Origin of the sequence: Sphingobacterium puteale, assembly GCF_050986225.1 — a bacterium.
GTDB classification, from domain to species: domain Bacteria; phylum Bacteroidota; class Bacteroidia; order Sphingobacteriales; family Sphingobacteriaceae; genus Sphingobacterium; species Sphingobacterium puteale.
The window spans coordinates 3853624-3868632 of sequence record NZ_CP158959.1 but is presented as its reverse complement, the minus strand read 5'-3'; the positions used below and the strand labels follow the sequence as shown (position 1 = coordinate 3868632).

At 43.7% G+C, this 15009-nt stretch carries 10 protein-coding genes; 6 read left to right on the top strand and 4 right to left on the bottom strand.

Features of this window, described 5'->3' with window-relative positions; translation table 11 throughout:
• Positions 1-284: 284 nt before the first annotated feature.
• The 4 genes from ABTV71_RS16440 to ABTV71_RS16425 all read left to right on the top strand — a co-directional run bounded on the left by ABTV71_RS16440 (position 285) and on the right by ABTV71_RS16425 (position 4046).
• A complete protein-coding gene (locus ABTV71_RS16440) occupies positions 285-1142 on the top strand; it encodes a heme/hemin ABC transporter substrate-binding protein (RefSeq protein WP_433900299.1) in 858 nt (285 codons plus the stop codon).
• A 5-nt stretch (positions 1143-1147) separates the two neighbouring features.
• On the top strand, positions 1148-2179 hold the full coding sequence (locus ABTV71_RS16435; RefSeq protein ID WP_433900298.1) for a FecCD family ABC transporter permease: 1032 nt from the start codon (positions 1148-1150) through the stop codon (positions 2177-2179).
• 31 nt (positions 2180-2210) lie between these two features.
• Positions 2211-3011, top strand: a complete 801-nt coding sequence (locus tag ABTV71_RS16430) for a heme ABC transporter ATP-binding protein (protein WP_121122816.1) — start codon at positions 2211-2213, stop codon at positions 3009-3011.
• 72 nt (positions 3012-3083) lie between these two features.
• Positions 3084-4046: a helix-turn-helix transcriptional regulator gene (locus tag ABTV71_RS16425; RefSeq protein ID WP_121122818.1), complete on the top strand. Its 963-nt coding sequence runs from the start codon at positions 3084-3086 to the stop codon at positions 4044-4046.
• Here ABTV71_RS16425 and pdeM read toward each other — a convergent pair whose 3' ends face one another.
• The 4 genes from pdeM to ABTV71_RS16405 are packed head-to-tail and all read right to left on the bottom strand — an operon-like array spanning position 4047 to position 9724.
• Positions 4047-4703 (bottom strand): ligase-associated DNA damage response endonuclease PdeM, encoded by a 657-nt coding sequence (gene pdeM, locus ABTV71_RS16420; RefSeq protein ID WP_433900296.1) that lies wholly within the window; start codon positions 4701-4703, stop codon positions 4047-4049. It abuts the gene before it with no gap.
• The gene (locus tag ABTV71_RS16415) at positions 4700-7162 is read right to left on the bottom strand and encodes a ligase-associated DNA damage response DEXH box helicase (protein WP_433900295.1); all 2463 of its coding nucleotides are present in this window, start codon (positions 7160-7162) and stop codon (positions 4700-4702) included. The genes pdeM and ABTV71_RS16415 overlap by 4 nt, the downstream gene beginning before the upstream one ends.
• Position 7163: 1 nt before the next feature.
• Positions 7164-8744 carry an ATP-dependent DNA ligase gene (locus ABTV71_RS16410; protein ID WP_433900294.1) on the bottom strand — a complete coding sequence of 527 codons (1581 nt, stop codon included), beginning with the start codon at positions 8742-8744 and terminating at the stop codon, positions 7164-7166.
• On the bottom strand, positions 8741-9724 hold the full coding sequence (locus tag ABTV71_RS16405; RefSeq protein ID WP_433900293.1) for a ligase-associated DNA damage response exonuclease: 984 nt from the start codon (positions 9722-9724) through the stop codon (positions 8741-8743). The genes ABTV71_RS16410 and ABTV71_RS16405 overlap by 4 nt, the downstream gene beginning before the upstream one ends.
• A gap of 208 nt (positions 9725-9932) precedes the next feature.
• Here ABTV71_RS16405 and ABTV71_RS16400 point away from each other — a divergent pair, with 208 nt between their 5' ends.
• Together ABTV71_RS16400 and ABTV71_RS16395 are read left to right on the top strand one after the other, a co-directional pair.
• On the top strand, positions 9933-11417 hold the full coding sequence (locus tag ABTV71_RS16400; protein ID WP_433900292.1) for an ATP-binding protein: 1485 nt from the start codon (positions 9933-9935) through the stop codon (positions 11415-11417).
• Positions 11407-15006 carry a response regulator gene (locus ABTV71_RS16395; protein WP_433900291.1) on the top strand — a complete coding sequence of 1200 codons (3600 nt, stop codon included), beginning with the start codon at positions 11407-11409 and terminating at the stop codon, positions 15004-15006. The genes ABTV71_RS16400 and ABTV71_RS16395 overlap by 11 nt, the downstream gene beginning before the upstream one ends.
• The last annotated feature ends 3 nt before the right edge of the window (positions 15007-15009 follow it).

Here is a 15009-nt window from a genome sequence, read left to right as displayed (position 1 = left end):
AATGTTACAAAAAAAGGCAATACTATTGGATTTTTCTATATGCAAATTGTCATAAATTCTATTTAATTCGATTTTTCTTATCCGTAAAGGGGGCGGTATTGCGTTTTATTTGCCTGTCTTACAGTTGTATATCTTATTTTTCTTGCGGTTTGTCTTCCTTTATAAGGATTGAAAATAATTTGTATTTAGACTGATTATTGATTTGTTTTGTAGTCAACTAACAGTTGCTGTGCCGGAAATTGGAACCAAAATCCTGTGCAGTTTTAAAGAAGTTAAAGAAAGAGATGCGTAGAATTTACTTATTTATGCTATGTTGTTTGCTGCATACTGTCGGATGGGCAAACGCACAGCAACGGATTATTACATTGAACAGTTCGCTGACGGAAACAATTTATGCGCTTGGTTTAGGCGATCGCATGATTGCAACAGATGTGACCAGTATCTCTCCAAAAGCTGCAGCGGCGTTGCCACGGGTGAGTAAAAACCGTTCTGTGTCTGCCGAGGGTTTATTGTCTTTTGACCCTACGCTTGTTCTGGCAAATGAGGGGGATGTGGCCAATGCGGTCATTCAGCAGATCCGTGCCGCCGGTGTAAAGTTTATTGCGGTCAAGCCGAATTATTCTGCTGCCGGGGCTTTACGTTATATACAGGAAGTGGCGGATGCGGTCGGAGAGCCATCCTTAGGGAAATCTTTGGCATCACGAACAAAACTAAGTCTAAATCGTACCCTTGAATTGGTTAAAAAAGAGAATCAGGGTAAAGCGGTGCCGAAAGTATTGTTTTTGTATGCACGCGGAACAGGGACGATGAGTGTGGCAGGAAAGGGTAGCAGTCTGGATGCCATGATCAATTTAGCCGGAGGAAAGAATGCTGTACAGGAATTCTCGGATTTTAAGCCATATACGACAGAGGCCTTGGTGCAGGCCAATCCGGATATTATATTACTGTTTGATTTTGGTGCCAGTAGCATGGGTGGAGAAGAAGCTATTCTTAAATTGCCGGGGATGCGTATTACGAATGCCGGTAAAAATAAACGTATACTGGTGATGAATGCTTCCCTGCTGGTCAACTTCAGTAACCGGCTGCCGGATGCGATCTTGGAACTGCACCGTGGATTTGAAAAAGTAATGGACTCAAAATAGATCAGGTGCAGAAGAAGCAGAAAGTAATATTGCTGGCATTGAGCCTGATATTGATCGTTACATGTATTATTGCATTAGGTATGGGGGCTTATCACATACCTCCCGGAGATATCTTATCCATGTTAATGGGGAAGATAGATCACGCGGAATCTACTGATCAAAACAGCATGCAGGCCAACGTTTTATTTGAGATCCGCATGCCGCGTTTATTGTTGGGGCTGTTGGTCGGAGCCGCCTTGGGTATCTCGGGCGCTACCATTCAGGGAATTTTTCGAAATCCGCTCGCTGAGCCCGGGTTAATCGGTATTTCTTCCGGAGCGTCCTTGTTCGCCGTATTGATTATCGCATTTGAAACGTTTCTGCTGACCTCGCTTTCAGCGTGGCTAGGTTATTATATTTTGGCTTTCGGTGCTTTCGTCGGCGCTGGGCTGACGGCCTTTCTGGTGTATCGTATAGCCCGTAAAAATGGTCGCCCCAATGTGACGACGATGCTGTTGGCGGGTATAGCCATCAATGCATTCGCGGGCGCACTTACAGGGTTAATGACCTACATGTCCACAGAGCAGCAGCTCCGCACCATTACGTTTTGGATGCTGGGCAGTCTAGGGGGAGCAACCTGGGACAATTTATTGGCGATAGGCCCTTTTATATGTATTTCCCTGTTTATTCTTCCGTTTTTTGGGAAGTCTTTGAATGCATTTGCCCTGGGCGAACTTCAGGCTGATTTATTGGGAATGCGTACTGATCGTGTAAAAAGGTGGGTGGTTATTTTATCGACTCTTGCTGTCGGTGCCTCGGTGGCCGTATCGGGAATTATCGGTTTTGTAGGACTTATTGTCCCGCATACCGTACGCCTGATGGGAGGACCGGATCATCGTTTTGTACTTCCGGGCTCATTGCTTTTAGGCGCTTTGGTGCTGACGCTGGCAGATGTTATCGCCAGGGTATCGGTAGCACCGATAGAATTGCCTATCGGAGTGATTACGGCCCTGTTGGGGACGCCTATATTTTTGTATATTTTAATCAAGGATAAATAGTCTTCGTTCGGACGTTTAAATACTATTTTTTATGTTGCGTGTAGAGAAAATCAACTATGAGGTGAAAGGCCGGAAACTGCTGAAAGACATTACCTTTCAGGTTCGTAAAGGGGAGATTTTAGCTGTGCTCGGAGCCAATGGCGCAGGAAAGTCCACCTTGATGGGGGTATTATGTGGAGAGAAAAAACCTGATTCTGGGCAGATCCATTTCAATGGAAAACTACTATCTGCGTATGATGCGGCAACATTATCCAAATGCAGGGCGCTGTTAAGTCAGCAGCAACAGATGACATTGAGTTTTAAGGTGGAAGAGATTGTTTTAATGGGCAGATACCCCCATTATAAAAATACTCCCACAGCGCACGACTATAAGGTAGTGGCCGAAACGATGGAACTCTGTGGTGTGACCGCTTTTGCCGATCGGGATTTTCTGAGCCTCTCGGGAGGGGAACAACAACGGGTTCATCTCGCGCGTGTTTTAGCACAGATCTGGGATAGTCCCGATGCGCTCCTGTTACTTGACGAACCTATTTCAGCCTTAGATCTGCATTATCAGCAAAAGGTGCTTGCTATAGCCAGAGCGCTGGCCCGTAAAGGATTTATGGTTGTTTTGATTGTGCACGATGTCAATTTTGCCGCAATGTATGCCGATCGGATTTTGATGCTCAAACATGGGCGCAAGCTTTTTCATGGTACACCTGTGGAGGTGTTGGCCCAGAAAGAAATCTACACCATTTTTTCGGTTGAATCCAATGTGATCATGAATCCACGTACATTGAAACCGTATGTACAATTGGAGGAGATGGAGATTGATCTTGAATTATTTAGATAGATTATAAATAATTTTTAATTACCGCTCTAATTTGTTAATTTTAACTGCTGTGGGCTTATTTGGATTGAAATCATGTTGGTGAAAAGTAAAATAGTTGAGTTGGCTGATTGGCTTTTTGAAGAAGAAATACCAGACGGCTATGTGCCTGACAAACCTTTGGTAGAAAATAAAATCACAATCCATACAGAGCCTGTTCATATGGAGAATTTTCAGCTCTCCACATCGGGCTTATTTATATTGCATTCGAAAATGCAATTTGATCGGCCTGTACAGATATTGACCGAGATCGAAGGGGAGACCATTACCAGTCAATTTATATTCTTTAAACCTGCGGCCAGTAAATTGCCCTACGGGATGAGCAGACATAATATCCGCTATATACCTTCGGTTAAATCGGTGCATCAGGTGGAACCCGGTATTGAGTATACGTATTTTATTGCCGTTATATCCAAAGAATATTACCTGAACCTGATTAAGCGGGATTCGTTGTTGCACCAGCAGTTTGTGCATGAAATCGAAAAAGGGGAGTATACATCGTTTGCAGAAGAAGATCTGATGGCAACCTATGAGATGCAGCACACCATAGCCGAACTTATCGAATCGAAGAAAAAAGGTGAGATACGGCGGCTGCATACTGAGTCGCGCATTGTTGAATTGCTGATGTACCAATTTGAGCAGTATAACGAGAAAAATGATCAGGCCGTTTCGTTATTTCATGACGAAGACGTGCAGCGGCTGGAACAGGCACGGCAGATTCTCGAACAGCGTATTGCCAATCCGCCGACACAAAAAGAACTGGCGGCAGAGGTATTGACAAGTGAAAGTAAGCTGCGAAAGGATTTTAAAGAATATTTTTCGGTGACAATCCACGATTATCTCACCCGAATCCGCATGGAAAAGGCCAAAAGTTATCTATTGGATGATAAGATGACAGTTTATGAGGTTGCTTTGCTGACCGGATATGGTCATCAGAATAACTTTAGCAGTGCGTTTAAAAAATACTATGGAATCTCACCTATTGAACTTAAAATGTAATTAGCTATTTTTTAGTGGCAGGATTATTTCGTCGTGCAAGGCATAGCAATCGTACTCCTGTGGCATTCTTCGGCTATCGAGTCCTGTAAACTTGCTAAATGCCGGTAGAATAATCTGCTGTACGGAGACCCAGAAGCAGGGCAGACGGAGATGTTTGTTGGGCGGGAGTTTGATACTGACGCCGGGATGAATATGTCCGCTGATGGTGAAAGCCGACGGATCTATGGTCGGTTCATGTACAAAGGAGATCTGCTCCAGCTCGAACTTGCCGCCGTGATAGATCAAATCAACCTGCTCAGCTAATTTCTCCACTTTTCTATCATGGTTACCGGGGACCAGATGAAAATTTAGATCAGCATATTTTTGTTTAAACGCTGCAAGCAAAAGGACTTCCTGATTGATTTCTGCATGAATAAGGTCGCCGACAACCAAAATGTTCTCTGCCCTATAGTGATCAATTAGCGCAGCTAGTCTTTGGAGATCGCGGCTAGCTATATCTGAAGGGATAGGAATTCCATGTTTGCGGAAATGTGCAGCTTTACCAAGATGAAGGTCGGATAGAATAAGGGTATTCTGCTTCGGCCAAAAGACCGTGCGCTGATTATTAAGGATAAGTGTTTGTTTGTTGAATGTAATGTGCTGTTCCTGTATATTCATTTTCTTTGCCCACGTTTTGATTTATTTGCATGCTCCATGCGTTGGATCCGCTCGATCAACGCTTCACTTGAAAGAGACTGGCGTAAACTGTCCACTTTGATCGGGAAACTCAGCGGTGTGTATTCCTCTGCAAAGGTATAGATGATTTGGCTATTGTTTATTCTTTCAAATGCTTTTATCAGACGGTATTCCTCCAGTTGTTGGTTGAATACTTCGGTGAAAGCCTGCTTTAACAATAGATTGTCCGGATCATGATCCATTAAAACACGAAATATAATACCCGATGAAGCTTGCAGGGATTTGTTGTTTTGTTGGGTTCCGGGATAGTTTTGTATCACCAATCCGGAAATTACAGCAATATCGCGGAATTTGCGGCTTGCCATTTCTGCGGAGTTGATGCTACTGATCACGTCCTGCATGAGATTTTCCCGGCTCAGTATCTCGGTTAATTGTGCGTGATCCAATTGAATTTCTTTGTCGGAATAAAGTTCGAAACCATAGTCATTCATGGCCATGGAAAAACTAATGGGATAGCGTTTGCTGATGCGGTAAGCGACGAGGGCGGCCATGACTTCGTGGATCAATCGCCCTTCCAGCGGATAGAAAAATAGATGGTGTCCTTCTCTGGTCTTGATGTGTTCGACAAGAAATTGTGATTCATTGGGCACAGCCGAAAGACTTTGCTGCTTCTGGATCAACGGTGCCAGGAAGCGCAGTTCTTTTTCAGTGTTGCCGGGACTTATTGCTTCTGCAAGTTTTTTACGCAAAAAATGGCTCAGGTTGGATGAAAGCGGTAGTCTGCCTCCCAGCCAGCTCGGCGTAATGGCTTTACCGGATGAATTCTTGACAAATACAGTCATATCCTTGACCATAACAAGCTCGAGAATACGGCCGGCAAGGTTAAATCGTTCGCCTTTCTTCAGTTTGCTGATAAAATATTCCTCGATCATTCCAATATATCCTCCCGAAAGGAATTTAACGCGCATCATGGCATCGCCAACGATAGCACCGATATTCAGCCGATGGAGCAGGGCGATTCGTCTATTTTTTATTACCCAGTTGCCGTCATTGTCCTGTACTACTTTGTGAAATTCCTCATAGCGTTTGCCGATTTTGCCACCTGCGGTAATAAAGTACATACACCACTGCCATTCCTCATCTGCCATATAGTTGAACGCGTGAGTCCGGGCAACGATATGATGGAGTTCTGTCGATCGGAAGCCGCCTCCGAGTGCGATCGTGACCATAAACTGCACCAACACATCGAAACTCTGGACCATGGGGTCGCGGTTTTCTATGGTCCGGGTTTTGACAGCTTCCTTTAAAGCGGCGACTTCGATGAGCTCCAGGGAATGTGTCGGAACGAAGTAGATAATTGATGTTTCAAAAGGACTGTGGCCACTTCTTCCGGCGCGTTGCATAAATCTGGCTACCCCTTTGCTTGATCCGATTTGAATCACGGTGTCCACGGGCTTAAAATCCACGCCCAGATCCAGGGATGAAGTAGATACCACTGCTTTTAGCTTTCCACTGCTCAGATTTTCTTCGATCCATTCGCGGATGTGGGCATCTACTGAGCTGTGATGCAGCGCAATCTGTCCTGCAAAATCGGGATGCGCCTGTAGTAATAGCTGATACCAGAGTTCACTCTGGCTACGGGTATTGGTGAAAAGGATCGTACTCTTGCTTTCCAGTATAATGGGGACAACCTGATTCACGAGGTTGCCACCTAGATGCCCGGCCCAGGGAAGGAGCTCCACTTTGTCTGGGTAGATAGATCTGATCGCAATTTTCTTTTTCTCCTTTGCGATTATCTGTACGCTCTTTTCTTCTCCTGGCAGCAGTACATCCATTGCTTGGTCCAGATTGCCTATGGTAGCAGTGATACCCCAGATCTGGAGATCGTTATATTTATATTTTAAGTACGATAATGCCAATTCTACCATGACTCCACGTTTATTTCCAATAAGTTCGTGCCACTCATCTACAGTAATGCATCGGATATTCCTGAAATATTTATCACGTTGTTTTTGAGCGAGCAGGAGATGAAGGCTTTCCGGAGTCACCAAAAGAATATCAGGCATCGCTTTGGTCTGTTGCGCTCTGATCTTTGGATCGGTGTCCCCATTCCGTACCTGTACGATCCAATCTAATCCGATATCGTCTATGGCGGTCTGCATTGCTCTGGCCAAATCCTTTGCCAAGGAGCGCAAAGGCGTGATCCATAGTAATTTTAGTCCTTTTTGGTAGCGTTCGGGATAATTCATGTAATCGATCAGGACCGCCATAAACACCGAAAATGTTTTGCCAAATCCTGTCGGGGCAATGACCATTCCACTGTATCCCAGCATGTACTGCTCCCAGGTTTTAACCTGAAAGCCAAAAGGGGTATTGCCCAAGGATTCAAAGTAACGATTGACGATCTTGAACCCCTCACTGTGTGTTATCTTTTGACTCAACTTATGGTATTAATTTTTTGATGTTTTCCAATGTGTCTATATCGGCCGCTTTTTTATCCCTGCGCCAGCGCAAAATGCGGGGGAAGCGCAGGGCGACACCCGATTTGTGGCGCTGGCTATAGCCTATTCCTTCGAAGGCAATTTCAAATACAAGTTCGGGTTTAACAGTTCTGACCGGTCCGAATTTCTCCACTGCATTCTGACGGACATAGCGGCTGACCTCAAGTATTTCTTTATCTGTAAGTCCCGAATATGCTTTTGCAATGCTTACTAAGTGGTCACCGTCTTTGACGGCAAAGGTATAGTCCGTATAATGCGCGCTTCTGCGCCCACTACCTTTTTGCGCATATATTAACACGGCATCGATGGTCATGGGATTGACTTTCCATTTCCACCAACCGCCCTTTTTTCGGCCAACATAATAAACGGAATCTTTCTTTTTAAGCATAATGCCCTCACTGTTCAAGGCACGCGAGGCCGCTTGTAATTTCCGTAGGTCGGCCCAATTTTCGCCATGAATAAGTGGAGACAGCTGTATTGCGGGGCCAACATGACCTTGGCACAGCTGTTCCAATAACTTGCGCCTGTCCTGCAGTGGCTCCGATCGGAGGTCTTTACCATCCAGCTCCAATAAATCATAAAGGTATACAACAATAGGGACTTCTTCACGTAGGGTCCTGGAAATTACCTTGCGATTGATCCTTTTTTGTAGTTCATTAAAATTCAATATCTGCCCCTCTTTCGCCGCCAGAATCTCACCGTCCAAGACAAAGCTTCCTTGCCATTGTCTGAGCGCATCGGTGATTTCAGGGAACTGTTCAGTGACAAGTTCCTCACCTCTTGACCAGATAAAGATTTCGTCGCTTCGTTTGATCAGCTGTCCGCGTATACCGTCCCATTTATATTCGCATTGCCATTCCGTTATCGGGCCAAGTTCTTCCACTTCCTTTTCAATGGGGTAAGCCAGACAAAAGGGATAAGGTTTTGAGAGATTGGTATTGCTATATTCGCCGCGAACGAGTTTGTCAAAAGCGTAGTCGTGGGGATTCCACTCGCCCATAATACTGTGGGTGACAATGCTCGGCTCGATCTGGAAATGTGCTGCAATTGTGTTTATCAGCCCTTTGGAGGATATTCCCAAACGAAAGCTCCCACCCAGCAATTTGTTGAAAATAAAGCGTTCAACAGTGTTGAGCCTGTTCCAGGAAGTGAGTACAAATGCTTTTTTTTCTTCCATTGAAGCATTTGCCAACAGTAAGATGTCTTCCATCCATTCACTGAGACTTTTGTCTATTTTTTCGGATGCGGGAGGCAGTAACAAAGCTAAGGTTTCGGAGAGATCACCGACTGCGGCGTAACATTCGACAAACAACCATTCCGGGATATTGGTAATTTCCATTACCCAGGTTTTGAGTTCTTTGGTCGAAATCGCACGCTTTGGCCTTTTGCCGGTCATTAAAGCGAGAAACCAGCGTTTATCTTTTTCAGGCGCAAAGCTTAGAAAGCGGATGATCGCTTCTTTTTTTAAGCTGGCTTTATTGGAACTATCCAGCGCATTGATCAATGTTGCAAATTCTATCATACGCTTAATTCTTCTCCGTAATTTGTATTTACTTCTTCGGCTTCAATACCTATTTCATTCAGATATTTGCTGAATGAGGCTGTCTGTCCATGCGTGACATACACTTTTTCGGCGCCACTTTCCTTCACGGCCTGCAGCAATCCGTTCCAGTCCGCATGATCGCTGATGGCGAAACCTGCATCTGCACTGCGCCATCTTCGTGCACCACGGATTTGCATCCAACCGGAGCAGATCGCATAGGCAACATGTGGTATCTTTTGGAGCAGTTGCGTATCGAGTAATGCCGGTGGTAGCAATACGATCTTGCCGTCGAGCTGTTTCATGTCTTTCATCGGATCGATAATCTGGTAGGACGGCAATTTTAAACCTGCATCACCGTACGCCATATTTAATTTTGCGATGCTGTAATGCACATATATTTCACCCATGTCCTTTACCGCATTTAATATCCTTTGGGATTTGCCCAATGAGTATCCAATAAATACGGATGTCTTTTTGTATCCCTGATTGTGTGTGATCCATGATTTCAGTCGTTGATTTTGGATTTCAACACTTTCCCAGCGATAGATCGGCAGTCCAAACGTACTTTCGGTAATTAGTTCATGACATTTTACAGGTTCAAAAGGGGTAGAGAGGCCATCATCCTGGATTTTGTAATCTCCCGTAAAAACAGTGACTTTACCTTTGTATTCCAAGCGTATCTGCGCTGAGCCAATGATATGCCCTGCAGGATGTAAAGAAATTTTTACACCGTTGATCTGAATCGGCTGATTGTAGGCTAAACCTTCAACCCGGATATCGGGCCCGATGCGACTTTTCAATATGCCAACGGTAAAATGGTGACAAAGATACTTTTTCATGCCCGGGCGCGCGTGGTCTGCATGTCCATGTGTAATGATGGCAAGATCAACGGGTTGCCATGGGTCCAGGTAAAATTTTCCAGGAATACAATAAATGCCTTTTGATGTGAATTGAATCATATCGAATCCTTGTTTTTGAAAACATGACTTCCGTATGGAGCATGTTATGTATTCAAACAGGCAGGGATAAGTTAAAGTTTTGTTTATTTTTTAGTGAAAGTCGATCCTAGTGATTAAATTGCGGGAGTAAGGAAATTTTTTGCCTGAAGAACGGATCCGGTTAATTTTTTTACATTTGTTTACTTTTGATTCTTAGTTTAAGCGCTCTATGATATTGATAGTCGATGACAACCCAGATAATATTTATTCGTTACAAAAGTTATTGGAATCCAAAAATTTTAAAGTCGATACAGCCCATTCCGGTGAAGAAGCTTTAAAGAAAATTTTAAAATATAATTATGCTTTAATCATATTGGATGTGCAGATGCCCGATATGGACGGTTTTGAAGTTGCTGAAAACATTGCTGGATTCAGTAAGACTAAGGAGACGCCGATTATATTTTTATCTGCTGTCAATACAGATAAACGTTTTATTACGAAAGGTTATGATTCAGGAGGACTGGATTACGTCACTAAACCCGTCGATCCGGATATTCTGATGCTCAAAGTCAAAACATTTTATCGGCTTTATGAGCAGACTCAGGCCCTCAAGGATATCCAGCAGACTTTGGAAATGGAAGTGGAAAGACGGAAACAGGCGCAATTGGAACTTCGTTCGAAGGTGGACTATTTACATACTTTATTGGAATCATTACCACAAATTGCTTTTACCTGTGACCATCTTGGTAATATTGGCTTTGTCAATGGCCGTTGGTTCCAGTTTTCGGACAGTGAGAACACTTTCCCGCAGACGCATCCTGATGACCGGTCGATCATGACCGAATTGCAGGAAAGTCTTGAATCCGGTAAACCTTTGGAAATGGAGGTGCGGGTTAAAAAGCGGGAAGAATCGGGGTATTCGTATCAATTATTAAGGGTCTGGCCAATTTTGGAGAATGGTGAAAACAATTGGGTGGGCACATTTACCGACATTGATGCACAAAAGAAAGCAGAGAAGGAAAAGGATGAGTTTTTGAGTATTGCGAGCCATGAACTGAAGACACCGCTGACAAGCATCAAAGCTTATATGCAGCTACTTGACCGTAAGTTAAGTCTTGACAAAAACTGCGCGGAGGCCAAGTATGTTGGCCGGGTTCAGGATCAGGTTGGAAAGCTCAACAGTTTGATCACGGATTTGCTTGATCTGTCAAAAATCGACAATGGTAAACTGCGGATCAATAAAAAGGTATTCTCGCTTGAACGCATGGTACAAAATGCCATTGATTCCATTGTGCAGACCCATGATCAGAGCAATATGGAATTATATAGACAGGGAGATATCTCGGGACTCATGGTCTACGGTGATGAAATACGTCTGGAGCAGGTTCTTGTTAATTTTTTAACCAATGCTTATAAGTATGCCGCCGGAACAGAGAAGGTGATCGTCGATTGTAATGTAATGACAGATGTCGTAAAAGTCAGCGTGATAGATTTTGGAATCGGTATACCTGAAAACAAACTGTCGGAGGTTTTTGACAAGTTTTACCGTGTAGAAGAAACTTCCTTTGATTTCCAGGGACTGGGAATAGGCCTTTATATTTGTTCGGAAATTATCCGTAGTCATCAAGGTACCATTGCCGTGGAAAGTGCAGCCGGTAAGGGGGCCACATTTTATTTTACATTACCATTAAATCTACCCACAGATGCCGAATAAAACACTTAGTAACTTATCTATAGGAATCGGTTTTTCACTACTGGCGCTGCTGGTGAGTTCCACAGCATCTTATCTGGGGATTAAAGAACAGAATAAGCATCGTCAGGAGCTCGCCGTTACCCGAAAAATAATCAGTTTATCAAATATTATCCTTAATTCTCTACAAGGTGCAGAAACGGGAAACAGGGGGTATCTACTCACGGGGAAGGAGAATTACCTGGAGCCATTCAACCAGGCTATAGAGAGCCTGCCGGTTGAGCTGAAGGAAATAAAGGAACTTACGAAAGCAGATCCGGAGCAAAATGTTCGCGTAGACAGCTTATTTACAGCGGCTCGGCAAAGGTTAGCTGTATTAAAGGAGTTCGTGAACGTTAAAAGAAACGGAGGGACTGTTAGTCTGACACAGCTGGACGAGAGCAAATCCGCGATGGACAAATGCCGTAGCATTATTAAAGATATTATTCATTACGAAGATGATGGTATCGATCAGAAATCCATTAATTTAGATAATTCTTCGTTTATAACGACCTTATTTATTGTGATCAGTGCATTGCTATCGCTGGTGATTACGGCGTACTTTTATTTTCGGCTAAGGGCAGACTTTCTTAGACGATTAGCACTGGAAAAGTCTCTCCGTGAGAAGGATGAAGGGATTGCCCGCAGGTTAAATATGGTTCAAAAGATCACTAATCGCATTGCTTTGGGAGATTATGATGTCAAAGCCGAGGACATTGAGGAAGACGACCTCGGTGCGATAGCAAAATCCGTTAACCGGATGTCAAAAGCCTTAAAGAAATCATTCGATCAGCTTAAAGATAATGACTGGCTGCACATGGGATATGCCGACCTTTATACCGGATTGGTCGGTAACAAAACCGAACGTATACTTACCACAGATTCAGTAAGGGGATTGGTCAATTATATAGGCGCTATTACCGGAGCGATCTATGTTTTTAATGAGGAAAAACTTGAACTATCCGGCGCTTACGGATTGGATCCCAGGGCACAGCAATATTTTCTTCCAAATGAAGGTTATGTTGGACAGGTCTTTGTTGATCGGGAAACGAAAATTATAAATAATATAAACACGGAAGACTATATCGTAAGTTTTGCCAGTGGAAAGGTCAATGTACAGCACCTTATTTTTGTACCTATTGTATTGGCTGATCAGGTATTGGGTGTGCTGGAGATCGGGCACCGTCAACCGTTTGCGGAAATTGAATCAACATTTCTGACGGAATGTGCCCGACAACTTGGTATCGCTATCGCTTCGGCGAGGGGCCGGGCTAAAATTCAGTCACTTTTGGAAGAAACTCAAGTACAGTCTGAAGAATTGTTGACGCAGCATGCGGAGCTGGAGAATCTGAATACGGAATTGGAGGCGCAGACTTTGCGTCTGCAGTCGTCCGAGGAGGAACTGAAGGTGCAGCATGAGGAATTGATGCAATCAAACCAAGAACTGGAACAACGTTCTAAACTATTGGAAGACAAAAATCTATTGATTGCTGAACGTAACCTGGAAATTCAGCAGAAAGCAGAGGAACTCGCTTTAAGTACTAAATATAAGTCTGAATTTTTGGCAAATATGTCCCATGAGCTGCGTACACCGTTAAATTCCATCCTGCTACTTTCGCGTTTGCTATCGGAGAATAATGAACACAATCTTAGCGCTGACCAGATCGAATCGGCTAAAGTGATTCAAAGCTCGGGAACGAGCCTGTTAACCTTGATCGACGAGATATTGGATCTTTCAAAGATTGAGTCGGGTAAAATGACATTGGAGTATGCGACACTGAATTTAAATGATATCTCGGCAGATCTGAATAATTTATTTCTTCCGATTGTCAATGAGAAAGGCCTGGCTTTCACAATCAATATTGATCCCGGCGTCAATAAAAATTTTCAGGGGGATCGGCTTAGAATTGATCAGGTGCTGCGGAATCTGATTTCAAATGCGGTTAAATTTACAGCAGCCGGTGAGGTGAGACTGGATATTTACGAAGACAGTTCCGATAAGGATAAGCTTGTTTTTGCCGTGATTGATTCGGGTATAGGGATTCCGTTGGACAAACAGAAGATAATTTTCGAGGCTTTCCAGCAGGCAGACGGTTCGACAAGACGAAAATTCGGAGGGACAGGGCTAGGGTTGTCGATCAGCAGAGAGATTGCACGCTTGCTGGGCGGTGAAATCAGACTGGAGAGCGAGGAAGGAAAGGGAAGTACGTTCTTATTTATCATTCCGAACCATGCGGTAGAGCCCGGGGAGCTGCGTACGAAAGAAGAGTTGCTTGTAGAAGAAATCCATTCTGAAATAGAGGAGGTGCGTGAGCTTGTGGCGGATGACGTCTATAATCCCGCTACAATACGTATTCCCGAGGAGTTACCTGATGATCGGGATAGTATTGTTGAAGGTGATAAGGTTATTCTGATTGTCGAAGATGATATCAATTTTGCGAAAGCACTATTGAAATACACGCATAGTCAGCACTATAAGGGTGTTGTTGTTGTACGCGGGGATCATGCATTGCCGGCGGCCAAGAAATATCATCCACAGGCGGTTTTATTGGATATTCAATTGCCAGTCATGGATGGATGGGCTGTGATGGATGAGTTAAAGGGGGATAAGAGCACAAGACATATTCCGGTACATATCATGTCTTCACTTGAAGTGAAGAAGGAAAGTCTGTTAAAAGGCGCAATTGATTTTATCAATAAACCTGTGGCTTTGGAACAGATGACATCTGTTTTTCAAAAGATAGAATCTGCTTTGAGCAGGTCTCCAAAAAAGGTGCTCATTGTCGAAGAGAATCCTAAGCATGCTAGCGCATTGGCTTATTTTTTAAGTAGTTTTAATATCTCACTTGAAGTAAAAGATAATGTTGAAGACAGTATCGTAGCGTTGGGAACTGCTGAGGTAGACTGCGTAATCTTGGATATGGGTGTTCCCGATGAAATGGGCTATAATACCTTGGAGGCCATCAAACAGCATGAGGGACTTGAAAATTTACCGATTATCATATTTACGGGTAAAAATCTGTCAAAGTCAGAAGAACTGAAAATCAAAAAATATGCAGATTCTGTGGTTGTTAAGACTGCACATTCTTATCAGCGGATTTTGGATGAGGTAGGGTTATTTCTACATCTGATCGAGATAAACAGTTCAGATGATGTGCGACGAAAAAACAACGGGCTTGGCGCATTAGCGGATGTGCTGAAAGGAAAAAAGGTGCTGGTGGCCGATGATGATGTGCGTAATATATTCTCAATGACAAAAGCATTGGAGAAATTTCAGGTAGAGGTGATTCCAGCAATGGATGGTAAGGAAGCACTGGACGTACTGCGTTCGGGAGAGTCGATTGATATCGTGCTAATGGATATGATGATGCCCGAAATGGATGGGTATGAAACAATCAGGAATATCAGGCAAATGCCTCAATTTGCGACATTGCCCATTATTGCGGTCACTGCCAAATCAATGATTGGTGATCGCGAAAAATGTATACGGGCCGGTGCTTCGGACTATATCTCTAAACCTGTGGATATAGACCAGCTGTTGTCGTTGTTGCGAGTATGGTTATATGAAAATTAATTA